Origin of the sequence: Brevibacillus sp. BC25 (assembly GCF_000282075.1) — a bacterium.
GTDB lineage: Bacteria > Bacillota > Bacilli > Brevibacillales > Brevibacillaceae > Brevibacillus.
On the sequence record NZ_AKIX01000060.1, the window covers coordinates 17,069 to 42,961 of the forward strand.

At 46.8% G+C, this 25,893-nt stretch carries 24 protein-coding genes; 12 read left to right on the top strand and 12 right to left on the bottom strand.

Features of this window, described 5'->3' with window-relative positions:
- The first annotated feature begins 40 nt into the window (after positions 1-40).
- The 7 genes from PMI05_RS17075 to PMI05_RS17105 all read left to right on the top strand — a co-directional run bounded on the left by PMI05_RS17075 (position 41) and on the right by PMI05_RS17105 (position 8,682).
- The gene (locus tag PMI05_RS17075; protein WP_039960947.1) at positions 41-865 is read left to right on the top strand and encodes a copper amine oxidase N-terminal domain-containing protein; all 825 of its coding nucleotides are present in this window, start codon (positions 41-43) and stop codon (positions 863-865) included.
- A 75-nt stretch (positions 866-940) separates the two neighbouring features.
- Positions 941-1,555, top strand: a complete 615-nt coding sequence (locus tag PMI05_RS17080; RefSeq protein WP_238543320.1) for a YhcN/YlaJ family sporulation lipoprotein — start codon at positions 941-943, stop codon at positions 1,553-1,555.
- 122 nt (positions 1,556-1,677) lie between these two features.
- On the top strand, positions 1,678-4,884 hold the full coding sequence (locus PMI05_RS17085) for a BTAD domain-containing putative transcriptional regulator (RefSeq protein ID WP_007724159.1): 3,207 nt from the start codon (positions 1,678-1,680) through the stop codon (positions 4,882-4,884).
- A 129-nt stretch (positions 4,885-5,013) separates the two neighbouring features.
- On the top strand, positions 5,014-5,592 hold the full coding sequence (locus tag PMI05_RS17090) for a TetR/AcrR family transcriptional regulator (protein WP_007724161.1): 579 nt from the start codon (positions 5,014-5,016) through the stop codon (positions 5,590-5,592).
- 35 nt (positions 5,593-5,627) lie between these two features.
- Positions 5,628-6,818 (top strand): HlyD family secretion protein, encoded by a 1,191-nt coding sequence (locus PMI05_RS17095; RefSeq protein WP_007724163.1) that lies wholly within the window; start codon positions 5,628-5,630, stop codon positions 6,816-6,818.
- Positions 6,808-7,986, top strand: coding sequence for an ABC transporter permease (locus tag PMI05_RS17100; protein ID WP_007724166.1), 1,179 nt, complete (start codon positions 6,808-6,810; stop codon positions 7,984-7,986). Before PMI05_RS17095 ends, PMI05_RS17100 begins: the two co-directional genes overlap by 11 nt.
- A gap of 183 nt (positions 7,987-8,169) precedes the next feature.
- Positions 8,170-8,682: a YpuI family protein gene (locus PMI05_RS17105; RefSeq protein WP_007724171.1), complete on the top strand. Its 513-nt coding sequence runs from the start codon at positions 8,170-8,172 to the stop codon at positions 8,680-8,682.
- 123 nt (positions 8,683-8,805) lie between these two features.
- Here the strand turns inward: PMI05_RS17105 and PMI05_RS17110 are convergent, their stop codons facing one another.
- From PMI05_RS17110 to PMI05_RS17130, 5 genes are all read right to left on the bottom strand, one after another.
- A complete protein-coding gene (locus PMI05_RS17110) occupies positions 8,806-10,206 on the bottom strand; it encodes a S8 family peptidase (RefSeq protein WP_007724176.1) in 1,401 nt (466 codons plus the stop codon).
- An 85-nt stretch (positions 10,207-10,291) separates the two neighbouring features.
- On the bottom strand, positions 10,292-11,062 hold the full coding sequence (locus PMI05_RS17115; protein ID WP_007724178.1) for a Cof-type HAD-IIB family hydrolase: 771 nt from the start codon (positions 11,060-11,062) through the stop codon (positions 10,292-10,294).
- Between the two features lie 108 nt (positions 11,063-11,170).
- Complete coding sequence (locus PMI05_RS17120; RefSeq protein ID WP_007724181.1) at positions 11,171-12,286, bottom strand: ABC transporter ATP-binding protein; 1,116 nt, start codon at positions 12,284-12,286, stop codon at positions 11,171-11,173.
- A gap of 112 nt (positions 12,287-12,398) precedes the next feature.
- Positions 12,399-13,406: a CdaR family transcriptional regulator gene (locus PMI05_RS17125; RefSeq protein ID WP_007724183.1), complete on the bottom strand. Its 1,008-nt coding sequence runs from the start codon at positions 13,404-13,406 to the stop codon at positions 12,399-12,401.
- 42 nt (positions 13,407-13,448) lie between these two features.
- On the bottom strand, positions 13,449-14,348 hold the full coding sequence (locus PMI05_RS17130) for a metallophosphoesterase (protein WP_039960957.1): 900 nt from the start codon (positions 14,346-14,348) through the stop codon (positions 13,449-13,451).
- Positions 14,349-14,511: 163 nt separating this feature from the next.
- Between PMI05_RS17130 and acsA the strand changes: the two genes are divergently transcribed.
- Positions 14,512-16,227, top strand: a complete 1,716-nt coding sequence (acsA, locus tag PMI05_RS17135; RefSeq protein WP_007724191.1) for an acetate--CoA ligase — start codon at positions 14,512-14,514, stop codon at positions 16,225-16,227.
- Positions 16,228-16,274: 47 nt separating this feature from the next.
- Here acsA and PMI05_RS17140 read toward each other — a convergent pair whose 3' ends face one another.
- From PMI05_RS17140 to PMI05_RS17150, 3 genes are all read right to left on the bottom strand, one after another.
- The gene (locus PMI05_RS17140; RefSeq protein WP_007724193.1) at positions 16,275-17,282 is read right to left on the bottom strand and encodes a cation diffusion facilitator family transporter; all 1,008 of its coding nucleotides are present in this window, start codon (positions 17,280-17,282) and stop codon (positions 16,275-16,277) included.
- A gap of 29 nt (positions 17,283-17,311) precedes the next feature.
- Positions 17,312-18,352, bottom strand: a complete 1,041-nt coding sequence (locus PMI05_RS17145; RefSeq protein ID WP_007724200.1) for an NAD(P)/FAD-dependent oxidoreductase — start codon at positions 18,350-18,352, stop codon at positions 17,312-17,314.
- 142 nt (positions 18,353-18,494) lie between these two features.
- Positions 18,495-18,884 (bottom strand): metalloregulator ArsR/SmtB family transcription factor, encoded by a 390-nt coding sequence (locus tag PMI05_RS17150; RefSeq protein ID WP_047069462.1) that lies wholly within the window; start codon positions 18,882-18,884, stop codon positions 18,495-18,497.
- A gap of 176 nt (positions 18,885-19,060) precedes the next feature.
- Between PMI05_RS17150 and PMI05_RS17155 the strand changes: the two genes are divergently transcribed.
- From PMI05_RS17155 to PMI05_RS17165, 3 genes are read left to right on the top strand one after another with little or no spacing between them, the layout of a single operon-like run.
- Positions 19,061-20,065 (top strand): permease, encoded by a 1,005-nt coding sequence (locus tag PMI05_RS17155; RefSeq protein WP_007724202.1) that lies wholly within the window; start codon positions 19,061-19,063, stop codon positions 20,063-20,065.
- Positions 20,066-20,075: 10 nt separating this feature from the next.
- Positions 20,076-21,068: a TIGR03943 family protein gene (locus PMI05_RS17160; protein WP_007724203.1), complete on the top strand. Its 993-nt coding sequence runs from the start codon at positions 20,076-20,078 to the stop codon at positions 21,066-21,068.
- A gap of 16 nt (positions 21,069-21,084) precedes the next feature.
- Entirely contained in the window at positions 21,085-21,561 is a 477-nt protein-coding gene (locus PMI05_RS17165; protein ID WP_007724211.1) for a GNAT family N-acetyltransferase, read from the top strand.
- 93 nt (positions 21,562-21,654) lie between these two features.
- Here the strand turns inward: PMI05_RS17165 and PMI05_RS17170 are convergent, their stop codons facing one another.
- The 3 genes from PMI05_RS17170 to PMI05_RS17180 form a co-directional block, all read right to left on the bottom strand.
- Positions 21,655-22,059, bottom strand: a complete 405-nt coding sequence (locus PMI05_RS17170; RefSeq protein WP_007724213.1) for an SET domain-containing protein — start codon at positions 22,057-22,059, stop codon at positions 21,655-21,657.
- Positions 22,060-22,140: 81 nt separating this feature from the next.
- Positions 22,141-22,788, bottom strand: coding sequence for a response regulator transcription factor (locus PMI05_RS17175; protein ID WP_007724217.1), 648 nt, complete (start codon positions 22,786-22,788; stop codon positions 22,141-22,143).
- Positions 22,785-23,591: a sensor histidine kinase gene (locus tag PMI05_RS17180; RefSeq protein WP_007724220.1), complete on the bottom strand. Its 807-nt coding sequence runs from the start codon at positions 23,589-23,591 to the stop codon at positions 22,785-22,787. Before PMI05_RS17180 ends, PMI05_RS17175 begins: the two co-directional genes overlap by 4 nt.
- Positions 23,592-23,699: 108 nt before the next feature.
- On the opposite strand from PMI05_RS17180, the gene thiD reads away from it, so the two are divergent.
- Positions 23,700-24,494, top strand: coding sequence for a bifunctional hydroxymethylpyrimidine kinase/phosphomethylpyrimidine kinase (gene thiD, locus PMI05_RS17185; RefSeq protein ID WP_007724222.1), 795 nt, complete (start codon positions 23,700-23,702; stop codon positions 24,492-24,494).
- Between the two features lie 62 nt (positions 24,495-24,556).
- Here thiD and PMI05_RS17190 read toward each other — a convergent pair whose 3' ends face one another.
- Positions 24,557-25,891: a DUF4179 domain-containing protein gene (locus PMI05_RS17190; protein WP_007724224.1), complete on the bottom strand. Its 1,335-nt coding sequence runs from the start codon at positions 25,889-25,891 to the stop codon at positions 24,557-24,559.
- Positions 25,892-25,893 lie beyond the last annotated feature (2 nt).

Here is a 25,893-nt window from a genome sequence, read left to right on the forward strand (position 1 = left end):
TCTTGAAACAGCCTTCATCCTATAGTAGATTAAGAATCGTATGAACCTTTTTGGAAATGGAGTGAATGTTTTGTTAAAAAAAGTAACCTCATTACTGCTAGCGATCGCCCTGGTACCGATGGCAGCATTTTCTGCAGCGGCAGCGCCTGTAGCACCTAAAACCGTACAGAATGCTGTTAAAGTGGAGTACAATAAAAAACAAATTGCGTTTCCTGACCAAGCACCTATTATCAGCCAGGGGCGCACACTGGTTCCGATTCGTCCGATTGCAGAGAGTCTTGGATTTGAAGTGAAATGGAATGAACAGACCCGTACGGTTACCATCAACAAAGGGAAAGATAATATCAGATTAGTCGTTACTCAAAAAATTGCCAACAAAAATGGACAAACCATCAACCTCGACGTACCTGCACAGATTGTGAACAAGCGTACTGTAGTACCTGTTCGTTTCATCGCGGAAGCTCTGAGCTACAAGGTGGATTGGGATCCGAAGACACAAACCGTATTGATTGCGGATAATGTAAACCCTAATCAAGTCGGCCAACAGGAAAAGCCAAAAGATCCGACGAAGCCGGCAACGGATGAGAAAAAGCCTGATCAGGTAGCTTTGATTGATAAAGAAAGTATCGAGGGGAAATCTACCAAAGTAGCAGTAATCGAACTGTACCGAGTTACAGGGAAGGTTGATCCTGGCGCAGATTTAACAATTGTTCTCGAAGATGATACACATGAAGTAGAAGTTAATGCAGATGGCACCTTTAAATTACAAATAAATGGCGATGAAGGCATTCGCAGCTTTACCGTAAAAGCTGAAAAAGACGGTAAACAAGATACATTTGAAGGCGAATTTATTTCCATTGATTAAGCCATCTGATTTCTGAGTAAGAACACCTCCTGCACATCACACTAAGTGCAAGGAGGTGTTTTTGTTGTGAGACGAATGAGTGGGGGTATCATTGCTGTGCTCCTGTTTGCCGGCTTGCTGACAGGGTGTTCGCCTAACAAAGAACAGGGCACCGAAGATCAGAACGGAAAAAAGGCCAAATTTGAATCTCTCGGGATTAACATCCAGAACGATAACGTCGCTAGGGACAAAGGACCGGCAGCCATGATTAGCCAAAAGATGGTTCATCAGCGAGAGCCGCAGCTAGTGACTCACTTGGAAGGGCATGCAGAAAAGCTGCCCGGTGTAACCGATATCAAGGTGTTAGCGTACAAGGATAACTTGATTGTAGGTGTGCTGCCAGTCGATACACCGAAGCCTGACGAAGTCAATCCGCGGACGTCGATCCCGTATACACCTGGGAAAATTGTGCGAGTCGATAATGGACATCCAGATTCGCTGCATAAACGTGTTGTGGATCGGATGAGATCACGCTTGCAGGCAGAAACACGCTTCAACATCTTGTACGTGTCTACCAATCGCGCAGTTTATGACCGAATCGCAAATTTGCATTCACGAATTACGAACGGAGAGCACATCAGTGACGAAGAATTCCAAGTCCTGTTAAATGATATTGGACATACTGTTACCGGATATAACTTAGTGGATTGAAAGAGCACCACCTGGACTCCCGGGTGGGCTTTTTGTCGGTTAAGGGCCAAATGGCAGGAGAATAGTTAGAAATGGGGAAATAGTCAAAGAAGAGCAGGAGAACGGCAAGGAGTGCACATATTATGATTCCAATCCACATCCCTATATCCAAAATAACTCCTCCAGGACAGAAGCCATACGTCTTACGGCGACCTGCATTGGCGAAAAAATTACGCCTGTTGAACTATACGCAGCTTTGTCTCATTCATGCAGCGACAGGCTATGGCAAAACAACTTCTCTGGCTACATTTCTACATGACGAAGCACTGGCTGCGTCCTGGTATACCATTCAGGATGGAGACGATGCTCTTCTTGCGTTTGGCATCTGTCTCGTCGAAAGTGTTCGGCAGGTTCATCCTGATTTTGGACAGGTATTGCGAGAGCAGCTCATACGTATCACAGAGCAAAGTCCGGTGCATTCCATAGATAGTAAGGTACTGGTCGACTGGTTCGTAGGGGAATGTGTACAGCTCGAGGCGGACCACATACTTGTTTTGGACCATTACGAACGAATTGATGATGGTAGTGACGTCGATCGATTTATTCAACGGTTAGCCGAGGCTCTTCCACAAAAGGTCAAGCTGGTCATCTTAACGCGCTCTCGACCGAAATGGTCCAATCTCGACTTATTGTCCGCAAGAGGAGAGTGTCTGGAACTTACAACAAATGACCTTTCATTTACGCTGGAGGAGAGTGAAGCCTTCTATTCTGATCAATACGACATCACGCTGTCCGAAGACGATTGGGGCCGAGTGGAAGAAGTGGCACAAGGCTGGGTGATGGCGCTTCGCACTTTTGGTGAAATGGTAACGAGGGGGCAGACGGTTTCTGACAGTCTTCGTGAGTTATCGCGATTGTTGCATTTGCTGGAAGTGGAAGTCTGGACACAGCTGGATGCAGATATGCAGCGCTTCTTGATGGAGGCAGCGGTTCTCGAACAATTCGACATGGAGGACTGTAAGCAAATACTCGGGGAAGGATGCATCGAGTACCTATTGGAAGCACAGCGTTGTAATCTTTTTCTGCATGTCCAAGCAGGATCTCATTATTCCTTTCATCCACTTTTCCAGCGTCTCCTCTCTAGCAAGCTGGCTGCGAATCAAACGACGTACGAGCATATCAATCACAAGGCCGCAGGATGGTACAGACGTAAAGGGGACGAGGCAAAAGCTTTTGGGCGGTTGCGTCTCGTGGAGCAGTGGGAGGTGCTGGGAGAATGGTTGTGCCAAGCATCGGAAAGATTGCTGCAAGCAGGGAAGCTGGACTTTTTATATGAGTGGATAACACTGTTACCAGAGCACATCAAGTGCGAACAGCATTGGCTGTTGTTTTATCAGGGCGAAGTAGAACGCTATCGCTGTCTATATGCGAAAGCATTTTCTTCTTATGAGCAATTTTTGAAACAATGTGAAGATAAGCAAGATAAAATGGGATTGTGCCGAGGGCTGGAAGGGCAAGCACGCGTTCATCTCGACAGCGTACAAGGCGTCCGGGCCGAAGAACTGCTCAAGAGGGCGATTCAACTGTTGCCCCCATTTGAACAAGAGAATGAAATGGCACCGAGGCTATACCGCTTGCTGGCAGAAATTTATACGAATCGCGGAGATGCCAAACAGGCGGCAGCTTGGTATGAGCGGAGTCAGGAATTAGAGCAGCAGACGGAGGTTGAGCTGGAATCGCGCCTGTTGTTCCGTACTGGCCGATTGCAGTCCTCCATTCAGCTCTTGGAGAGTAAGTGGCAGGTAGAACAGAGGAAGCATCCTCCGCTGACAAGATCGTATCGGGAAACCTCTTTGCTGCTATCTTTTGTGTATGCATTGAATGGCGAATGGGAGCGAGGGTGGGAATCTGCAGAAACTGCTATACAACTTGGACGTGCAGCTCATTCACCTTTCGTAGAGGCGAATGGCTATGTTCGAAAAGCCCATGCGGCCCTCATTAGTCAAACATTGCCTACGGATGAGATTCGCCAGCTTTATGAAAAGGGTTTGCAAATCATGGAGGAGCTCCAGTCCACACGAGGAAAGTCAGAAACGCTTCTGGGACTAACCCTGCTTCACGCAAGAGAAAAGGCACTCGACCAAGCCCTTCTGTATGGCAACAGGGGGATACAAGAGACCGAGGCAATGCGCGACGACTGGTTAGGCAGCCTGGTACGGATGGCAATTGGGATTGCATACGCCAAATATGGTAAAGAAGAGGAAGCGTGGGCTACCTTTATCGATTGTGCCGACCGACTTAGTCACTGCGGGGATAGCTACAGTGTCGTCATTTGCCAATTGTGGCTGAGCTTCTTGGCTTATCGCAAAAAACAATGGGATTTGTTCGTACCTGCGGTGACGCAAGCTCTGTCCTTGATGAAGTCTGGTGAATATCAATTCCTTCTACAGAGACCAACTCTGCTTACACCGCATGATGTACAGCAGCTCATGCCAATTTTGATTGAGGCAGAGCGCCGAAAGGTATCGCCGGATTACGTGTCTCAGCTGTTAAATGATTTGGGCTTGCAAAACGTGACGTTCCACCCCGGGTATACCCTTCGTATTCAGACGCTGGGCGCGTTCCGTGTGTGGCTGGGAGAGCGGGAACTGAGCGAAAAGGCATGGCAGCGAGGGACGGCCAAGCTGTTGTTTCAGCTTTTATTGACGAAGAGACATCATTTGTTAGCCCGTGAAGAAATCATGAACCGACTATGGCCAGACAGTATCGAGGAAGCGGCACTCCGCGATTTTAAAGTGTCACTGAATGCGTTGAACAAAGCCCTCGAGCCAGATCGTGCCGCCAGAACAGATACATTCTTCATTCAACGCCATGGAAGCTCTTACGGTTTTAACCTGGCATCGGGTTACCATATGGACGTCGAGGAATTCGAAAAGCTCGTTACATTGGGCTTGGCAGAATCAGATAAGCGTCAGAGCGCCATCCTTTTAGAAAAAGGGCTCGCGTATTACATGGGCGATTACATGCCGGAGTGCCGTTATGAGGATTGGTGTGTAGAAGAGCGTGAGAGGGTGCAGGCTCTGTTTTTACGCGGAGCAGAGAGGGTAGCCAAAATCATGCTAGAGGATGGGCAATTGGAAAAAACGATCCGCTGGTGTGAAGCGATTCTGCGGGTGGATGATTGTTGGGAGGAGTCATACCGCTTACTAATGACTGCGTATTATCAGCAAAATAATCGGACACAGGCCATCCGCTGGTACGAAAAATGTGTAGTAAAACTAAGGGAGAACCTCGGTGTCGCGCCAATGCCTGCAACCATGGAGACTTACTTTCAAATTATAGAGAAGTAAAAGATCGCCCGCAAAGCGATCTTTTTTTTGTACATAGAAGTATTGGCTGCTTGACAAAACTAGGAAGTATTCGTAATATAATCTTTGTACTGACCAGTCAGTTCAAAAAATTGAAAGGGGACAGGAGTGATGGCACCATCAAAAAAAGATCAAATTGCGAACGGAGCTTTAACCGCATTTGCCCAATTGGGATATAGCGAAACGACCATGGATGCAATCGCGGAAATGGCGCAGGTGGCAAAAGGAACACTCTATTATCACTTTTCCACAAAGGAAGAGCTGTTTTTGTACGTGATAGAAAAAGGCGTGAAGATGCTGATTTACCATGTAGATAATGTGATGCAAAATGAAGGGCTTTCCTTGGAGGATCGCATTCTGAATGTGCTGGATGAGCATCTTCGCTTCTTTTCCGAGAATCAAGATTTGTGTTTCCTGTTGCTGAGTGCCTTCTCAGGAGATGGACAGCGCGACAGGATGGTTGGCAATCTGTTAGGTGGCTATTTCAGTACGATGGAGTCACACATGCTGGAATTGCAACAGCAAGGGTATATCCGGGCAGATATCGAGATTCGTACACTTGCTTCCGCGTTGTTTGGCATGGTTGGTTTTACCGTACTTCGCAAGCAATTTCGCAAAGAGCCAGTGAACAGTGCCGCAGATAAACAGACGCTTCGTTATATGCTTTCAGGAATGTTTCAAACCAAATAACGTCTAGAGAAACGTAAAACAAGAGGAGAAGACAGATGAACAAACGTGCATGGATCGGTGTAGGTAGCTTTGTAGTCGGTATTGCAGTACTTGGAACCGTATTATTTGGTTCAAATGTGAGTAGCATGGCTGGTCAAAATACAACGAAATTAGCAGGTGTAATCGAGGGAACAGAGGTAGACCTCTCTTTTAAAATGGGCGGTTCCATCGAACAGCTCTCACTAAAAGAAGGAGACGAAGTAAAAGCAGGGCAAGTAGTCGCCAAGCTAAACAGCGCGGAAATTCTCGCGAAGAAAGAACAGGCGGAAGCTGCTTACAAGCTCTCTCTCGTAAAATTTGATCAGGCGAAAAAAGGAGTATCAGTGACGGATAACTCCAGCAATGCCCAAGTCGACCAAGCGAAAGCAGCAGTCAACGCGGCGCAAGCGCAGCTTGACGCAAACAAAAATGGAGCGCGTTCAGAAGAAATTACGCAGCTCAAAGCGAAATTGCAAGCAGCACAAACTTCGAATCAAATTGCTGCGACGAATTTGGAACGAATGAAAAAATTAATGGCGGAAGGTGCCGTTCCACAAGTGAAAGTGGAAGAGGCGCAGATGCAAGCAGATAAGGCGCAAGCGGAGTTTAAAGCAGCAGAAGAGCAGTTGAAAATGGCTCAAACTGGATCGCGCAAAGAGCAGGTCGATGCCGCACAAGCACAGCTGGATCAAGCAAAAGCTGCATACAACCAAGCTGTAGCAGGGAGAGGGCAAGTAGGCTTGAAGGAGCTAGATGTTAAATCCGCAGAAGCGAACGTCATGCAGGCAAAAGGTGCGCTAGCAGAAATGGAAGCCTATGTGAACAACACCAAGCTGACGGCTCCACTAGACGGTATTGTAAAATCAGTTGCCGTTCAAAAGGGAGAGCTGGTTTCCCAAGGCTTCACCGTTTTGACGATCCAAACGAAAGCAGACAACTATGTCAAATTTTATGTAAATGAATACATGCTCGCGAATGTGAAAACAGGCGATCAAGTGAAATTGTTTGTCCCAGCCCTGAGCAGAGAAGTAGACGCCAAAGTGGTTACTGTAGCTCCTGCTGCTGACTTTGCCGTAAAAAAAGCGACACAAGAACTCGGTGATCGTGATATTCGTTCCTTCCAAGTGAAGCTGCTGGTGTCCGATCCGGAATTGCGTCCAGGCCTGACGGTTGAGTGGCAACTTGAAGGAGCTGGTAATGGTGAATAGTTTCTCTCACCTGTTCTGGAGCGAATGGAAAAATCTTTTTGCAAACAAAACCATTCGTAATATTCTCTTCCTCGTTCCGCTGATTTATTTGACGATGTTCGGCTTTTTGTACAGTGAGAAAAAAGTGATGGAGATCCCTACTGTGATGGTGGATGCCGATCAAACCGAATTGAGTCGTGAGCTCTATCGTGCCTTTGAGGTCGATCATACATTTCGGATCACGTCTATTGTAGGAACAGAAGAAGAAGCAATGAAATTGGTTGACAAGGGCGAAGCAAATATCGCCCTGATCATTCCTGCTGGATTAGAAAAGGATGTGAAGGCTGGGAGAGAAGCAGAGGTACTGACTGTTATCGACGGCAGTAACATCATGATTTCGAATACGGCAGTTCGAGCAGCGAATACAGCGATTAAGTCTGTTTCAGCAGGAACCACGCTGAAGAAGATGGAAGCACTTGGCGGCTGGGGAGAAAAAGGGAAAAACATGTTTACGGGTATCGACTATCGATACAGAGTGTTGTATAACCCGACCTTCAGTTATCTGTCCTTCATGGTATTCGGACTTGCAGGTACAGTGCTTCAGCAAGTGCTGTTCCTTGGAATTGTATTGTCGGTTGCCCAACAAAAAGAAGAGGGTACCTGGAGGGATACACTCTCTCGCCATAGCTTCTTCGCGATCACCGCAAGCAAATTGTTGCCGTACTTTCTGGCAGGAACCCTCAATATGTTCCTGGCGTTTACACTGATGTTAAAAGGTTTTGATATCCCTTATTACGGAAGCACGTTCGACCTGATGCTACTAGCTACCATGTTTAACTTAGCGGTATTGGCTATTGGTTATGCCATCTCCTTTGTGTCCAGCAGCCAACTTCAAGCTACTCAGATCGGGATGATGATTGCAGTACCTTCGTTCATGCTATCTGGCTATACTTGGCCACTCATGTCGATGCCAACCGGAATTGTCGCGATTGCAAAATCTTTGCCGCTGACGTATTTCTTGAATGGTGTCAGAGAAATCTTGACGAAGGGACATGGTCTGTCAGCTGTCATGAATGACTTTATCGTTCTCGGCTTCATGACAATCATCGGGTTGTTCGCAGCCTATCTCATTTATTTGTTGCAGATAAGGAAAATTAAGGGAAAAGCAAGTGAGCAAACAGCAGTATAATTGCAATTGCATAGGATGTTTGGCTACGCTAAAGCTTTGGCGTAGCCTTATTTGTGCTTATATGATGCTCCTCATCATCTTCCGAAGGAGTCTGCTTGTATAAAAATAACCCTTGTGTAATAAATAATCTTTCCTTTATACTTATTATAAAAAAGGCAGATTCTTCAACATTAGGGGGACTTTATGTCAGCGACTCATCTAAAGCAATTGTGCGAGGAGACGTACACCAAGTTGAAAAAGGTCAGCATGGAAGTGGAACGTTTTTTAAATCAGGTTACCCTAGCTGGTCTTGTATCCGCGTCAGGTGATCCTGAAGAATTTGAAACGTATTACCGTAACTATCTTTCCGACTTGCGCCACCTTTTGGTTTACTGCGAAAATGCATACGAAAGGCTGGGAGTATCGCTCCGACGCGCACGATTTCATGAGGAGTTTGCTGAGGAAGTATTGTATCAGGTATACCATACCTGTATAAATAACTTCTACTACCCCAAAGGTGAGGTTTACGAAGAAGATGGGCGGTTGGCCTATACGGGTCAGGACTGTATCATTTTTCGTAAGCAGGTGGTCCCTGAGTTGCAGCAGTTGACCTTGTCCCTGTCCAGAGTGTTCGAACAGATGCGTAATGATTTGCAGTATTATGAGACAGACTATATTGTGAAAAAACAAATGCAACAAGAAAAAGCACGGGCTTAAAAGATTCGTGCCTTCATATAAAGTGAAAAAAAGGTGGAATCGACCACCTTTTTTATTTTGGACTTTTTTCTCGGTTAGCGTACGAACTCTGGATCAGTTCGTATGCTTTTTTGTTCGCTGAACTTATTGCCCACCAAAGCGCAGACGTTGAAAGAACTTATTAAGCAAGCCGCCGATTGTTTTTGGAGGTTGTTCTGTTTTGACTCGCTCGGCCGGCTGGGCTTGGCGAAGAGCCTGGTTCACATTGATCATACCGTACCCATATAACTTATCGTGCCCAGGAGCACCGAGGTCAGTCGAGGAGTGTCTAATGAGATTCATCACGTCTTGGGTATTCATATTTGGATGAACGGAACGGATGAGCGAAGCGAGTGCAGCGACATGAGGGCACGCCATCGAGGTACCTGATAGCGAGGCATAGTCGCTAGAAATGTACGTGCTCGGAATATCGACCCCAGGAGCTGATACATCCACATAATCACCAAAGTTGGAAAAATCGGCGCGTTCTTTACGATGATCGACAGCGGCAACGGCAAGGACTTCGTCATAGGCAGCAGGAAAGCTAGGCTGATCGCTCGCATCGTTTCCGGAAGCAGCGACTAACACGACATTTTTATCAAAGGCATAGCGACATGCTTCCCGCAGAGCAGCAGAGGAGGTGTAGTTACCTACACTCAAGTTGATGACATCCGCACCGTTATCTGTCGCCCAATAAATGCCTTGTGCGATGTCCACGGCTGATCCCGAACCGTCTGCGCCAATGGCTTTGATCGGCATGAGCTTGCTATTCCAGGACATCCCGGCAATGCCATCTCCGTTATTCGTTTTCGCTGCTATGACACCTGATACGTGGGTTCCGTGACCATTATCATCTTCAGGTTTGTTACTGCCATCCAAAACGTTGTAGCCTTTGACCAGCTTACCAGCAAATTCCGGATGCTTCATATCCACACCTGTATCGACGACTGCAACGATGACATCACTGCTGCCTTCACTGACGTCCCAACTTTGCTCCATGCCGATCAGCGGAAGATTCCACTGGTATTCCTTGTAATACGTATCGTTTGGTTTCACGTTCGGGAGTAAGAGGTAATTTGGCTCAGCAAATACGGAGTCAGGATGTTCAGCCAGTTTTTTCATGAGCTGCTTGGTAGTCATGCTCTTTGATTTGATAATGAGAAATTTGTCAAAATCACGTTTGATCTTGGCATCCAAAGAAGAAACGAGCTGATCAATTTTTTCTTGCTTGGGGCGTGGTGAAAAGCGCACGACGACTTCATTTTCTACATAATGACTGCGGTCACGCTGGTTATGATGAAGCGTTTGAATATGGCTTTTTTTCTCCAGGTCACGACGAATGTCTTTCACCTGTTCAATGTAGTTAATGCGGGGAATTTTCGCCTGAACCGATGTCACGCGGGGATGAGGTTCGCGCATTTCCTGTTCTGCATTCTGATTCATCCGATACGGGACAACTACGAGGCCGACCAAGGCAACAGCGGCAACAATAGGCCAAACGCGCAAAAAAACTCACTCCCTCCAGTGCTGTTGTCTATAGCGTGCACATGAAGGGAGTGATTATGAAGGAAATAGCTTACAGTTAGTGTGACTAGATTAAACCAAGCTTTGCTAAGCCGTGTTGGATGCCACTGTCGTTTACGTGACGCGTAATCATATTGGCGAACGGCTTCAACTCTTCATGAGCATTCCCCATCGCTACCCCCATGCCAACATAGGAGAGCATCTCTTTGTCGTTCAATCCGTCTCCAAAGGCAACAGCATCCGCAGGAGTTAGTCCAAAATGTTTTAAGACGGCTTCAATTCCTTTTGCCTTGGAGCCGTTTGGGGGCAAAATATCCATGCAGTGTTCATGCCAACGAATGTAAGAGACGTCATGGAATTCACCCGTGTATCTCGATTCATCAGCGCCACAGTAGAGAAATGCTTGATAAATCGACGTTTCCCCCCAGTAGCGATGGCGATACGCTGGGGATTTCAGTCCCAACCAATCAAAAGACTCGATGATATGTGGGTGGTCCGTGGCATTGGCATAGCAGTGATCTGCGCTCAAAAATACCATAGGATGGGAATGACCCTCCGCCATTTGTTCGAGCTTTGCCAATGTATCTGTAGCGATTGGCGTGTGATGGATGATCTTCCCTTCGCTCTTCACATACGACCCGTTAAAGCCCACGAATGTCTCAATGCCCAATTGCTCAGCGATTGGCATCAAATGATAAGGAGCTCGGCCGGTTGCGATCGCGACATGGACACCGTTTTGTTTTAATGTCTGTACGGCGTCCACCGTTGTTTGTGGAATGATGTGATCGGTGTTCAGTAAGGTTCCGTCAATGTCAAAAAAGACGATTTGATAAGCCACTTCTTATCCGCTCCTCTCCACGCTATCTCTAGTTGTTCTCTCTATATAGGTTTTGCACAAAAAAATAGGAAAAGGAATGCCGATGGGACACTCCTTCTCACTTCGCTATTAGAATACAGCTACTTCTGTCTCGCTGTCAAATACATGACATTTGGCAAGATCCATCGCTAGTTTTACCTTCATCTTTGGTTTTAGCGCTTCACGAGAATCCACGCGCGCTACCATCTGGGTATCCCCGATATTGTGGAAATAGACGTACAATTCGGAACCCATGTTTTCTACGACTTCAACTTCTGCTTCCAGTAAGCTCTCAAATGGATTTGCTTCCATAAAAGAGGCGTCGCTGTAAATGTCCTCAGGGCGAATACCAAAAATAACCTGCTTATTTACATAACCTTTTTCCCGTAAAGTCTTGGCTTTATCTTCTGGGAAGCGCACATTAATATTTTGCGCATCAAAATAGAGTGCTCCGTCTTTCTCGGAAAGATTCCCTTTCACAAAGTTCATCGCAGGCGAGCCGATGAAGCTCGCTACAAACAGATTGACTGGATGATTGTAGATTTCAGTGGGGGTTGCCACTTGTTGGATAAGGCCGTCCTTCATGACGACGATCCGGTCTCCCATGGTCATGGCTTCCGTCTGATCGTGCGTCACATAAATGATCGTGGTATTCAAGCGTTGATGCAGTTTCAAAATTTCCGTGCGCATTTGTACACGCAGCTTCGCATCGAGGTTGGACAATGGTTCATCCATCAAAAATACTTGCGGCTCACGCACGATCGCACGCCCCAATGCTACACGCTGTCTTTGGCCCCCGGACAGCGCTTTTGGCTTGCGGTCTAGTAAATGGGAAATATCGAGGATTCGAGCTGCATCTTGAATTCGCTTATCAATATCGGATTTGGAGAATTTGCGCAATTTCAGGCCGAAAGCCATATTTTCGTATACATTCATATGCGGGTAGAGTGCATAGCTTTGAAAAACCATAGCGATGTCGCGATCTTTAGGAGCCACATCGTTGACTCGACGATCGCCTATGTATAGATCACCTTCCGAAATCTCTTCCAGACCTGCAATCATGCGCAGCGTGGTAGATTTTCCACAACCAGATGGTCCGACTAGAACGAGGAATTCGCGATCTTGAATTTCCAAGTGAAAATCGTCAACTGCCGTTACGTTGCTTCCATATCTTTTATAAATGTGGGAAAGACTTACCTTTGCCATGAAAAAGGCACCTCCTCGGGTTTGTGAAGAGAGCAAATTCTTGGATGACTGTAAGGGTAGGGTACCAATTCACTTGCAAGAAGGATATGGACAGTATATACGAAATGTTTTGTTAATTTTGACGAAAGAGAAGGTAGAGCTGCAGCATGACGGCATCAGGAAACAATCGCGGGTCTAAACCGGTTTGTTCCGTCAGCTTGTCCAATCGATACAACAGTGTATTCCGGTGAAGGAAAAGCTGCCGTGCTGTATCGCTTACATTCAATTGTCTGGCGAACAACGTATCTAATGTTTCCAGTTGTTCATCTGTCATGTGCGGAATGGTTATGACAGCAGCCAGCTCGTTGGCGATTGCGGCTGCTATTTCTTTGGGGAGAGAAGCTGCCCATCGTTCTAACGGATACGACCAGTCCCCAGCAACCATCATTTGCGGACGATAGGATTGAAGGGCATGGGCAAGTGATACTTGTCGTAAAAGAGTGTCGCCCAATGCAAGTGGACTCGTGATTGGCGATCCGACAACAAGGCGAACGGGTTCCATCCATTCCATCGAAATCAGATCATGTAAGCCAGATGCCCACTCCAAAAGCTCTGAAGCTGTTTTTTGATGATCGAGCATGGAGACAGAGACGATGAGAAGTGCATGTGTTTGCGTCAACGGAATGAAATCGGGTACTCCTTCAAAAAAATCATGCAACAAGGGCTGCAAAGAATCCCATTCTCCCTTGCGATCTGGTCTGCATCGCTCTAATAAAAAGGAGACGCGGGCTTCTTTCCACGGCCATTTCGCTTCCAGCTGAGAAGGGATCGCTACAGGGGAGCCGGAGACAATGCCCGAAAGCCAATGGGATATCTGTTTTGGGAGGGGAAGCGTTATTGGATCATCCACATGAGGAAAAATCAGATCCAACAACGCTCGGGCTGAAGTATGCCAAGATGCCGTTTCGATAAGGATCAATGTCATTACACCGTTGCTCGAATGGATGGCAACTTGCTCCCAGCCTTTTTGTACCCAATCCTGCTGGGCTTGTGCTGCATCTGTTTGTGAGACTTGTACATATTCGATAGGTAAATTTGTCGCTTGTCGGATGTGCTCGACATCTCTCTTCCATTTTTCCACAAGGTGACCCCCATCTCGACACGAAAGTAAGGCTATTATACCTTAGTCGAGAGCGAGCGTGGCAGCTGTTTCTTGTAGAGTCAAAGCTGGAGCGGCCATCTCGTTGAATGGAGCATCACTGCCCAGAACATGCAAAGTTATCTCGGGACGGGAACGCAGACGGATGTTTACCCCTGTTTGCCCCAGGCCCTCACTGATGTAAAAGGGTCGACCGTCCATCTCGTGCAGACCTTTAACGATATTCAGCTTAGGCAGCTTCCCCATCGTTGCGAGATGAAAGGGGCGAGGCCAATGGATCTGTCCTCCGTGAAAATGCCCTGACAACAGATAATCGTAAGCATACTCTTTCATGTGCAAAACTATATTAGGATCATGAGTTAAGACGAGCCTTGCTCCTGTCTCGGGTACACCGTAGAAAGATTTGGCCAGGTTGCTATGGCGCGTGCTGAAATCATCCACACCTATAATGTGCAGGGGCTGCCCCTTGTGATCGATAGTTTCATTTTCGTTGATAAGAACACGGCAGCCAACACGCTCTAACTCTGATTTCAACTGTGCGAGCTTGAAAGGGCTAAGAACGTAGTCGTGATTGCCAAAAACCACATAAATTCCGAGTGCTGGCTGTAATTGCTGGAGACACTGCACAAAAGCAACTGCCTTCGGAATGTTTTTTTCGCGGTCGAGCAAGTCGCCGGTAATCGCAATCAGGTCTACTTGACGCTGCGAGAAGTCATCTACAATACTCTGGGGCAGTACAGATAAGTTTTCCATGTGCAAATCAGACAAATGTAAGATCGAGACCGGCTCAAACTCGTGTGGTTGTTGAAGGTGCCGGGATTTTTGCAAGGGTATCGCTACCTCTTTTATTTGAACATCAAATGTATTGCGATAGGCTCGAAAAAGCAACAAGGCGATAGCGCCAAGTAAAAGTAACCATATCATCATGGTCAGCCATCTCCTTCGTAGTAAGAGTACCGTCATTATACAAGAAAAAGTTCGCGATCGAATAAGTAGGTTCTGGCAGGAGGAATTTTGCAAAAAATGTAGAAATATTATGAATGTTGCGTAGTGAGAAAAACGATATGTAGAGTGGGAGAGTGAAGACATGAACGTCGAGAAAATTCCAGCAACGGAAGGCTCTTATAATCTGGAAAATTATGACGAAGCATATGCGAATTTTGATTGGGCGGATGTGGAGAAGCAATTCTCTTGGTCTGAGACCGGGAAAGTGAACATGGTGTACGAAGCCATTGATCGACATCTCGCTACTGATCGGAAAGACAAAATCGCTTTGATGTACAGCAATGCGACGAGAGACGAGACTTATACTTTCGCGCAATTAAGTGAATTATCCAATAAATTCGGAAATGTTTTGCGGAATTTGGGCATTGTGAAAGGGGACCGCGTATTCGTCTTTATGCCGCGTTCGCCGGAGCTTTATGTAAGCGTTTTAGGCACGATTAAGATTGGCGCAATCGTAGGACCGCTGTTCGAAGCGTTCATGGAAGCGGCTGTGCGTGATCGCTTGGAAAATAGTGAAGCCGTTGCGATCGTTACGACACCTGCACTCTTGCCACGCATTCCGGTAAGTGACCTGCCTGCATTAAAACACGTGATTGTTGTAGGTGCAGAAGAGGAGCTAAAAGAAGGTCACATCCGTTTTGAAAAAGCGATGGAAGAAGCCTCCACCGAGTTGGAAATCGAATGGGTTGATCGTGAAGATGGCATGATCCTCCATTACACCTCTGGCTCAACGGGCAAGCCAAAGGGTGTTCTGCATGTCCACAATGCCATGATCCAGCACTACCAAACTGGAAAATGGATTCTCGACTTGCAAGAGGATGATATTTATTGGTGCACAGCAGACCCAGGCTGGGTAACGGGTACTTCTTACGGCATTTTTTCACCTTGGTTGAATGGAGCAACGATTGTCGTACGTGGTGGACGTTTCACTCCCGAAGACTGGTATAAAGTCATTGAGAAAAACAAAGTATCGATTTGGTTCAGTGCTCCGACTACGTTCCGCATGTTCATGGGGGCAGGGGATGAACTTGTCAAGCAATTTGACTTATCCAGTCTGCGTCACGTCCTGAGCGTTGGCGAACCACTCAACCCTGAAGTCGTTCACTGGGGTATGCGCGTGTTCAATCAACGCATTCACGACAACTGGTGGATGACGGAAACAGGTGCTCAGCTGATTTCTAACTATCGCTGTATGGCGATCAAGCCTGGATCCATGGGTAAGCCGTTCCCAGGTATTTATGCAGCGATTATTGACGACCGTGGAAATGAGTTGCCGCCGAATCGAATGGGGAATCTGGCAATTCGTACAGGTTGGCCAGCCATGATGAGACAAATTTGGAACAACCCAGCGAAGTATGAAGAATACTTCAGCATCCCAGGCTGGTACGTGTCCGGGGATTCTGCATACAAGGATGAAGAAGGCTACTTCTGGTTCCAAGGCCGTATTGATGATGTGATCAATACTTCTGGTGAGCGTGTCGGTCCGTTTGAAGTGGAGAGCAAGCTCGTGGAGCATCCAGCAGTAGCGGAAGCGGGTGTCATCGGCAAACCAGATCCGGTTCGTGGTGAAATTATCAAAGCATTCATCTCGCTGCGAGCTGGCTATGAGCCAAGTGAAGCGTTGATGGATGAAATTCGCAAGTTTGTGAAAGAAGGACTGGCTGCACATGCTGCTCCTCGTGAAATCGAATTCCGCGACAAGTTGCCAAAAACGCGTTCCGGAAAAATTATGCGCCGTGTCTTGAAAGCTTGGGAATTAGGTCTACCGACGGGTGACCTGTCTACCATGGAAGATTAATTACAAGAAAAACCATCTCTCGAAAATGTCGGGAGATGGTTTTTTTGTTAGGAATGGCTATGTTGTTGATGATCATGCGCATGGTCGTGGTTGTGATCATGGTCATGGTCATGATCGTGGGAATCGGCTGTTGCCTGGCAATGTAAGCCACCGTGTGTAGTAGACGAGTTTTCAACCTGGATGGTAGCGTGTGTAATGCCGAATTCTTTTTCCAAAAGGGCCAGTGCATCATTTAACACAGGGTAGCTAGGTAAGTCGTCCTCAACAACCAGATGGCATGTCAGGGAATCGAATCCGGAAGTAACCGTCCAAATATGGAGGTCATGCACTTTGATAACTCCAGGTAGCTGACTGAGTCGTTCTTCTACTTTTGTCGTATCCAGCCGTGAAGGAGCGCCTTCCAGCAAAATATTGACGGATTCTTTCGTTACGCGCCATGCGCTCAGCATGATCAGGACAGCCACGACGATACTGATGATCGGGTCGGCAATGTACCAGCCAAAAGCCCACATCAGGATACCACCAATGATTGCACCGACAGAACCGAGTAGATCACCAAGAACATGGAGATATGCACTACGTACATTCACGTTGTTCTTGGTATCGCCACGCATGAGTACAATGGCTGCAGCAATATTTGCCAAAAGTCCAACTGTGGCGATGATGATCATGGAGCCGCTGGCAACCTCAGGCGGATTCCACATGCGTTGGAACCCTTCCCAGAAAATGAACAAGGAAATCAGCACGAGTGTTACACCATTGGTCAGTGCAGCTAAGATTTCAAAGCGTTTCAGCCCGAAGGTTCTCTTGGCAGAAGGTGGTCGTGCAGCGAAATGAACAGCGATTAAGCTCAACAGAAGCGCTAATGCATCGCTTAACATATGCCCAGCATCAGAGAGCAACGCCAAACTATTGGTGAGGAAGCCCCCGATGGTTTCTACTACCAAAAATACAGCAATGATCAGGAAAGAAATGAGAAGAGCTCGTTTACTGGCTCCTTTTCCATGGTGATGGTGATCGTGACCATCTCCATGATCGTGATGATGAAATCCCATGATTGTGTCCTCCTTATAAAACGAATGATTTATAGATGCTCTGCTAAATAAAGGGCGTCATTTCCTACACCGCCCATTAGCGCTGATCCTCGCGTATGCTGCCAGGGCAGCCCGAGAAAGGATAGACCAGGAACTTTTGTTATTCCTCGATGATGAATCGGTCGGCCATGGGAATCGAGCACATTGGGAACGTTTAGCCAATCGTAGTTCGGTCGAAAACCGGTAGCCCACAAGATGTTGTTGACCGTTGCTTGTGTTCCATCTGCAAAAGTAGCGGTATTTCCGTTCACCTGTACTGCTCGGGAAACCAATCGCAATGCTCCGGTTCTGGACAGTTCTTGGACCTGCTTTTTGTAACCGAATATCGGATCAGGTGATTGACTCAATTTTTGTCCAAGCCAGGTGGAGAGGGGGACATCGAGTAACCCGAATGCCTTCATGTAATCAAATATAGGTTTTCCAAAAATGAAGAGCGGCAAGTAAGAACGTGATTCTCCTTGAGAAAAAACAACGGGTCGATGAGCTGCAAGCTCTACTGCAATTTGTGCGCCAGAGTTGCCACTTCCCACGACGAGGACAGGACCGTCAATGAGCTGGTTTTTATTTTTGTACTGTGCGGTGTGCCATTGACGAATGGTCGGGTCCAAGCTGTTTGCGATAGCCGGGATATAGGGTGTATGAAAGGGACCCGTAGCAATTACTACTTGGTTCGCGAAGAGCAAGCTGTCTGGTGTCCGAACCTGAAATCTAGATCCGGCATGGCTTAGTTCCAAAACGGTTGTTCCCAGCATGATTGGCAATTCGAAATGTTTCGCGTACATTTCCAGATAGTCTGCTGCATCGTCTTTGTTTGGGAGGGAATGCGGCTTTCCTGGGAAAGCGAGACCAGGTAGATGATTATATTTGCGTGGCGTAAAAAGCACGAGTGAATCGTACCGCTGCCGCCAACTATAACCGATCTGTTTGTTTTGCTCCAAGATGACAAAACGGCGATTTTTACGCTTGAGTGCATATCCGAGAGCAAGTCCTGCCTGCCCTCCGCCAATTACGATGACGTCATAGTCGTTCATGATTAGGGCCTTCTTTCGGTAAGGATTAACTAAATCATACCATATTCATTATTATATTCAAGTAATTGTTTGAATGTTTTTTTGAACATCAGCAAAAAAAGGCCGCCACTCATAGTGACGGACCTGTATGTAGCCAGTGGATTTACGGTTTTGATTGCTTCAATTCGGCAGCATGCTCAATACCACACATGATTAAATGACGGACATGATCATCATCGAGCGAGTAATAGACGAGCTTGCCGTTTTTGCGGTAGCGGGCGAGACCCATATTTTTTAGCAAACGCAGATGGTGAGAGGTATTGGGGATCGAGCTATTGATGGTTGCTGCGACATCACAAACGCATAGCTCTCCTTCAAGTGCCAGCGCGTAAATGATTTTTGCACGCGTATCGTCTGCGAGAGCCTTGAAGAGAGGGGCGACACCTTCCGTCTCCATCATTCTGGGCCGAAGCCTGTTTACTTTTTCTTCATCGATCGTCTGTACTTCACAAACCTCTAGATCAGTGGGAATGCGCTGAATGTCTTCGCTCACTTCATTCACCCCGAACCGTTCCATTTTTCACCATTATAAGACGGATGCAGGGGGAAGGGAAGGCTGTACAACCTGTTCATCTTGCAAAAAAATTAAAAGGACAAGAAGGAAATATAGATGCCTTTATATAAATAGGAATGATACCTATTTGCAAATGGAAAGGAGAGAACTCCCAATTGATTCTGAAGATTCGCCAATTCCTGTTTGAAATAATCGGGGCGCTCCTGCTTGGACTAAGTGTCGTTTGGTTAACAATGGGCAGAGACAGCAGTTTGTTTTCCGGTTGGAGCATAGAGTGGTCCCCTTTGTGGCTTGACGTGAAAACCTTTTTCCTTAGTATTTGGTTGGAAGCAATTCCGTTTGTTCTCTTGGGTGTATTCTTTTCTGCGTTTATCCAGACGTTTGTGACAGAAGAGCAGGTGAGGCGCTGGACACCGAAGCATCCTCTCGTGGCCCTGCCGTTTGCCGGGCTACTGGGGTTTTTGTTCCCCGTATGTGAATGTGCCATTATCCCTGTGGTTCGTCGCTTGATCCAAAAAGGGATGCCGCTGTCAGTCGGGATTGTTTTCTTATTGGCGGGACCGATTGTGAATCCTATTGTTTTGTCATCGACCTATGTCGCATTCGCCCGTCAGCCGGAAATGGCTCTCTACCGGGGCATTGCGGGATTTGCTGTTGCCCTCATTGTGGGCATGCTTGTCTTCCTATTTGTCAAAAAAAATCCGATACGGCTCGGCATGGAATCGCAAATCAGTCATGAAGCAGACCATGTAAAAGCGACGGGTGGAAAGCTTTCCTCGACATTTGCCCACGCGGTGGACGAATTTTTTGATATGGGGAAATATTTGTTGTTTGGTGCGTTTATCAGCGCGCTTCTACAGGTGTACATCAGCCGGGATACGCTTATGGACATCGGTCAAACACCGCTCACCTCTAATTTGGTCATGATGGGGATGGCGTATTTGTTTTCGCTTTGTTCAGAGGCAGATGCGTTTATCGCTGCTTCCTTTGCCAATACGTTCTCAAGCAGCTCGTTGCTTGCATTTCTTGTTTTTGGTCCCATGCTCGATTTAAAAACGACGTTGATGCTATTTGGAACGTTTCGCTTTGGTTTTGTTGTCAAGCTGGTCGTAGTTATTACGCTTTTGGTAATTTGCGTCACCATGCTTATACCGATGTAAGGAGGAAAATATGGATCAGAACAAATTGAAGCGTCATCATGTCATGCGCAGTTTGATATTGGCGGGCATTACAGCGTTGTTGGCCTATTTGATCATGTCGGAAACGCTCAGCCACTATCTCGCACCGCGATTACACATGTTCAGCTATGTCACGCTCGTCATCCTGGCCCTGTTGACAATTGTCAGCATACGGCAAATTTTTGTAGGAAGTAGTGTTTACGATTGCGATTGTGAGGAGCAGCACAAAGTTCCGCGTACGTCCGTCGGCTCCCTTTTGGTTTATGGCTTGTTTGTGCTCCCCATTGTGATGGGATTTGTCATGCCGGATAAAATTCTTGGCAGTGATGTAGCGGAGAAGCGGGGAATCACGCTTCTCAGCAATGATGTACGAAAGCTGGCGGATGTTACGGCGAACGCGAATGCGAGTGCAACAGAGAATGTGAAGCAGACAGCAGAGGTAAAGGAAGATGCCGAGCCAAAAGTAGAATCACAGCCAGAGGCTACCAATCAAGTAGCAACACCCCCGGTACAAGCGACAAACGACGAACAATTGCGGCAGCGATTCTCGAACGGGGGATTTGGTGACTTTTACGCGGATATCGCCGTCTTTTTACATAAACAGCCAGTGATTGAACTGAATGACAAAGTGTTCCTAGACGGACTCACAACGATGGAGCTATATGCAAAAGAATTTGCTGGGAAAGAGCTTGAGACGATGGGATTTGTTTATCGGCAGCCTGATTTTACGAAGCAGCAGTTTGTCGTAGCGCGTTTTTCCGTCACCTGCTGTACAGCAGATTCCAGTGTTTATGGCGTTCTGGTGGAAAAGGAGGACGCGAATAAATGGGCAAAAGATAGCTGGGTAAAAGTTCGCGGAAAGCTCGAGCTGCGTCAGGTAGACGGATACGACATGCTTGTTCTCAAAGCATCTCAGGTAGAAGCCGTTTCCGCACCGAAAGATCCTTATGTGTACTATAGCTTTGAAGCAGCACCAGACAGTTAATTGCGGGGGAAACGAAATGATCGTGCGACTAGATTTACAGGATGAACAAACGGTACAAAAACTTTGGAACTTGCAGCAAAGAGCGTATCGTGTAGAGGCGGAGTTAATTGGAACGGAAGATATTCCACCCCTGCGAGAATCAGTAGAACAACTTAGGACGTGTGGAGAAACGTTTTATGGATACATAGAGGAAGGCGAGCTGGCAGGGGCGGTTTCTTTTTTGATCGAGGGAGAAACGTTGGATATTCATCGAATGATTGTAGATCCTGTTCATTTTCGCAAGGGAATCGCGAGTCAATTGCTTACCTCTGTCCACGAGCATGGCTACAGCAAGATCGTCGTTGCGACTGGTTCCTTGAATGAACCGGCTGTTCGATTGTATGAAAGACATGGATTTACCTTGACGGATCAAAAAGAAGTGATGCCCGGTCTGAGGCTGTCTTTTTACGAGAAAACGATTTATCCATCTGAAAGCGAAAGCCCGCCCAAATAGCTGGGGAGGGATAGAGTTGCACAAAATAACCCGGAGGACGGGCACTTTTTCAAGTGTCTGTTTCCGGGTTTTCATTCTTATGAAAGCATATTCTTACTTGGTGTCATCTGTTTCTTTCTGTTGGTCTTCATAAAACCACAGAGGATCATCACAATCCTCATCACCATTGTAATTGATTAAGATTTCTTCCCCCGCTTGAATGTCCGTATACGCATAAAAGTCAAACGTGTGGTTGTCGAAGTTAATCTCATACGTGGCATTTGGCGTGTAGGAGTGATTAAATAGCATGCCATACCCTAACAAGAAGGCTGTGTGATTGGCACCGTACTCAAATGCATAATCCGCGAGTAATGTTTTCTCGATATGCTCATGCTCTTCGTTCAAATAGGGCAGCACGGGCGCTTCATGAATCAGTACGCCTTTTTGGATATCTTGCGTTGCAAATACGCCTCTATTTAATTCTCCATTGCTTAGTTTGGAGGTTTTGATTTCGATCATGCGGATCACCTGCATTTCTTATGTCTGTGGAAAACGTATCTTATTAAGGATGACAGTTGATCGAGCAGAAAGCAATGTTTTTTATTTGATGACCAAATGATGGCGAACCGCATAAGCAGCGAGCTGGACGCGATTAGCCAATTGCAGCTTTTCAAGAATGTTTTTTAGGTGGTTTTTCACAGTGTTTTCTGCGATGATCAGCGCTTCACTTATTTCCCGATTCGTTTTTCCGGCTCCCACATACATGACAATCTCTCGCTCTCGCGGGGTCAGAACATCTGGTACCATTTCATCTGTAGCCTCTTCTTGACGGAAGCGGTACATGAGCCGGGTTGCCATTTCGCGAGTCAATTCACTGTCCTCGCCGAGCAAGGCATGCAAGTAGTTAATCCAGTCGTCCGGCTCTAAATTTTTCAGCAAGTACCCTTGGGCGCCGAACTGTATGGCCGTGATCAGGTCAGCAACGTCATCGGAGACGCTGAGAATGACAACCTTGATGTGCGGGTATGCTTTTTTGACCTCGCGGGTCGCTTCGAGTCCGCTCCATTTCGGCATGTTGATGTCCATGAGCACAAGGTCCGGTTGTATTTGTCCGCATAAGAGAAAAGCTTCCTCGCCATTCTGCGCTTCTCCGATGACTTCAAAAGAGGGATCGGGATCAAGCAGGCTGCGAATGGCCATACGAGCCATCGGGTGGTCGTCGGCGATCAATACACGGTAAGCGTTCATAGGGTTTTTCCTCCTGAATGAGAAGATAAGCGGATGATCGTACCGCCTGCCGGTCGTAATTGAATGTCAATGGATGCGTTCAACTGGCGTGCTCGCTCGCGCATCATGGACAAACCGTATTTTTTCGTATCGGGAGAAGGATTGGAAATCCCAATGCCATCGTCCTCAACGGCGAGAACCCAGCCAGTTGTTTCATCCGTCGTGAGGTGAATCCACGAATGCTTGGCCTGAGAATGCTTGCGAATATTGGCAAAAGCTTCTTGGATAATCCCGAACAGTTGTACTTCTGAGGTGGGAGTAAAAAAGCCATCTTTGACATGCAATTCGCTGACAACGTCGATTCCAGATAAAGCGCTCCATTGCGCCAGCCATTTCTCAAGGCGTTGATCCAGATTGCCTTCTTCTGGCAATGAGCGCAAGTTAAAAATGGCTTGGCGCACATGATTGTCGATGGCAGAAACAGCGACCCGTGCATCGTCCAAGTGTCCCTGCTTCAGCTTTACGTTGAGGAAGAACAGAGACTGCGCAATCCCGTCGTGTAATTCGCGGGCAAGGCGTTCACGTTCTTCATAAACAGCGCGACGAGCTTGTTCCTCGACAATTCGTGCATTCATTTGTTTAAGCGTGTGAAACATCCAGGTAGCGAATAAAAAAGAGAGAAAGAGCGTCAAGAGGGTAATGTACACATTCCCGGCTTCCATAGACATATAGGGCAGCAGAAAGTCGTGACGGATGAATTCAAAACCCCCGATGATGATGGTTGGAATCAAAAAGGTCAACCAATAAAAGATCCGATAGGACATGCAGATGCCTCCTTGCATGACTGCTGGCAAACATTCCTTTAGTATACCGAATGGGACGAGCGGATGGTATACTCAGGTGAGAAAAGGTGGAAAGCAGGAGGGAATATCATGAGCACGATTGCGAAAGCATTGACGATAGCGGGTTCAGATAGCGGTGGGGGAGCTGGGATTCAGGCAGATCTGAAAACCTTTCATCAACTCGGTGTGTACGGAATGAGTGCGATCACAGCAATCACTGCACAAAATACATTGGGCGTAGCAGGCGTTTATCCGTTGCCGACAGAGGCAGTTGCCCAGCAAATGCATGAGGTGCTACGTGATCTAGGCGCTGATGCGGCGAAAACGGGAATGCTATTTAACGCTGAGATCATTCGTGCTGTTGCGGAAGAGGTCAAAGCATTTGGTCTGAAAAAGCTGGTAGTAGACCCGGTGATGATTGCCAAGGGAGGGTCAAAACTACTGCTGGATGAGGCAATCGTTGCATTGAAAACAGAGTTGTTGCCTCTAGCAGAAGTCGTCACACCTAACTTGCCGGAAGCAGAATGCTTGACTGGCATGAGAATCGAGACGACAGACGAGATGCGCGAAGGGGCAAAAGCAATACATGCGTTAGGCGCCCGCAATGTTCTAATGAAGGGTGGACATATGCAAGGGGACGTTGTCGTGGACATTTTGTTCGACGGAACGGCATTCCATGAATTGTCCCATGAGCGTATCCATACACGCCATACACACGGCACAGGTTGTACTTTCTCAGCGGCTCTTACAGCAGAGTTAGCAAAAAATACACCGCTCATCACTGCGGTTGAAAAAGCAAATCGCTTTATTTTCGAAGCAATTAAGACAGCTCCGCAATTGGGTGGCGGGCATGGGCCGACCAATCACTGGGCGGTCGTAGACTAAGGTTATCAAATTAAGAATGCCCCACAGCGATGCAGTACAAGCAACCGCTGATGGGGCACTTTTTATTTGACTTCAATAGAGAAAGTACCTTGAAGTCGTTCAGGATAGCTGGACAGAGGAAAGGAATAGGAAGTAGGCGTACCTTTGTTTGTTTTTCGCTTGAATAGTATGGAATAGTTTTGAATGGATTCATCTTTCGTTGCAGATGAAGAGCTCCCTTGCACATAATCATATTCATTTCCTAGGTCGTCCGTCATGTTATACCCAAGAGAGATATGAGAGTGATTATCTTGGGGCGGCACCTTCAAAGACAAGTCCATACCCACGACATCATCGACTTGACGCAGCGCTGTTAGTTTCAGGCGATCATTCGGGACTTTTGTGAGTGTTTTTGTCTTCGCATCAATCACGATTTGCAATTGATCTTTGTCCAAAGCACGGATGCCATCTGTTTTCAGGTAGAGCTTTTCGGGTTCCACAAAATAAATGCTCTCCAGATGGTATATCCTTCCGTTTTCGCCGTTGTCACGAACAGGAACGCCATTCCCCCAAAAAGCGAACGTCTGTCCTTTTTCATCCTCAAGTCTTAGCTTATCGAAGTCAAAGATATGTTTTTTATTGGCTGGGTCAAATCGGATACTTACTTCTGTCTGTGTAGGAAATACTGCAATTTGTTCAATCGTAAACCGTTGTCCGTCAACTGTTACTTCCTTCATCACCGGATACACTTTTTTCTCAAGAGTCTTGTACTTGCTTTTGTCGACCGCAAAGTCAATCGATAGAGGAGTCTCTTGTTTGATATGATCGATTTCCAGCGTGACTTTTGCTGTCATTGTATCCGGTATTACGGTTGCTTCGTTGATGATAATATCAATGCGGTTTCGGATTACAGGGTCTTCGCTGCCCATGCTTGACCAAGAAACACCATACTCCCATTCCTTTCCTGTTTGGTCTAAAAACTCGATCTCGTGCAAGGTTACTTTTTTATCGATAAAAGGATGCTTTAGTGTATAGAAGAGGACCATCCGTTTTTCGTCGGCCAAAACTTGATCGATGGTAAACGTCACATCTTCTACTGAAGCACTGGCGCCAATATTTTGAACGAGGTTGTGTTCCGCGGCCAATTGTAAGCCTTTATCATCCCGAAGAAACTCCACAATCTTCTCCATTCCAGGAATCGAGCTGACATAAGCGGCAACAGCGGGTGAAAGGCGAACGGTAAAAATAAACACGAAAATGAATAAACAAGCAACCAGACTAGAACTAATTCGTATCCACCGATTGCGGCTCCGATTTTGACGCAATTCTTTTGCTTGTTCCATTCCTCTTCGAATGTATTGATCAATTTCAGCGGGAACCATGAATGGACTCGCATTCTTTTTTTCATTTTCACGCATGG

Bases quoted from the DNA above. Each gene is read 5' to 3' on its own strand.
- PMI05_RS17075 (WP_039960947.1), top strand. From the start codon at position 41: ATGAACCTTTTTGGAAATGGAGTGAATGTTTTGTTAAAAAAAGTAACC.
- PMI05_RS17080 (WP_238543320.1), top strand. From the start codon at position 941: ATGAGTGGGGGTATCATTGCTGTGCTCCTGTTTGCCGGCTTGCTGACA.
- PMI05_RS17085 (WP_007724159.1), top strand. From the start codon at position 1,678: ATGATTCCAATCCACATCCCTATATCCAAAATAACTCCTCCAGGACAG.
- PMI05_RS17090 (WP_007724161.1), top strand. From the start codon at position 5,014: ATGGCACCATCAAAAAAAGATCAAATTGCGAACGGAGCTTTAACCGCA.
- PMI05_RS17095 (WP_007724163.1), top strand. From the start codon at position 5,628: ATGAACAAACGTGCATGGATCGGTGTAGGTAGCTTTGTAGTCGGTATT.
- PMI05_RS17100 (WP_007724166.1), top strand. From the start codon at position 6,808: ATGGTGAATAGTTTCTCTCACCTGTTCTGGAGCGAATGGAAAAATCTT.
- PMI05_RS17105 (WP_007724171.1), top strand. From the start codon at position 8,170: ATGTCAGCGACTCATCTAAAGCAATTGTGCGAGGAGACGTACACCAAG.
- PMI05_RS17120 (WP_007724181.1), bottom strand. From the start codon at position 12,286: ATGGCAAAGGTAAGTCTTTCCCACATTTATAAAAGATATGGAAGCAAC.
- PMI05_RS17130 (WP_039960957.1), bottom strand. From the start codon at position 14,348: ATGATATGGTTACTTTTACTTGGCGCTATCGCCTTGTTGCTTTTTCGA.
- acsA (WP_007724191.1), top strand. From the start codon at position 14,512: ATGAACGTCGAGAAAATTCCAGCAACGGAAGGCTCTTATAATCTGGAA.
- PMI05_RS17140 (WP_007724193.1), bottom strand. From the start codon at position 17,282: ATGGGATTTCATCATCACGATCATGGAGATGGTCACGATCACCATCAC.
- PMI05_RS17145 (WP_007724200.1), bottom strand. From the start codon at position 18,352: ATGAACGACTATGACGTCATCGTAATTGGCGGAGGGCAGGCAGGACTT.
- PMI05_RS17160 (WP_007724203.1), top strand. From the start codon at position 20,076: ATGGATCAGAACAAATTGAAGCGTCATCATGTCATGCGCAGTTTGATA.
- PMI05_RS17165 (WP_007724211.1), top strand. From the start codon at position 21,085: ATGATCGTGCGACTAGATTTACAGGATGAACAAACGGTACAAAAACTT.
- PMI05_RS17170 (WP_007724213.1), bottom strand. From the start codon at position 22,059: ATGATCGAAATCAAAACCTCCAAACTAAGCAATGGAGAATTAAATAGA.
- PMI05_RS17175 (WP_007724217.1), bottom strand. From the start codon at position 22,788: ATGAACGCTTACCGTGTATTGATCGCCGACGACCACCCGATGGCTCGT.
- PMI05_RS17180 (WP_007724220.1), bottom strand. From the start codon at position 23,591: ATGTCCTATCGGATCTTTTATTGGTTGACCTTTTTGATTCCAACCATC.
- thiD (WP_007724222.1), top strand. From the start codon at position 23,700: ATGAGCACGATTGCGAAAGCATTGACGATAGCGGGTTCAGATAGCGGT.
- PMI05_RS17190 (WP_007724224.1), bottom strand. From the start codon at position 25,891: ATGCGTGAAAATGAAAAAAAGAATGCGAGTCCATTCATGGTTCCCGCT.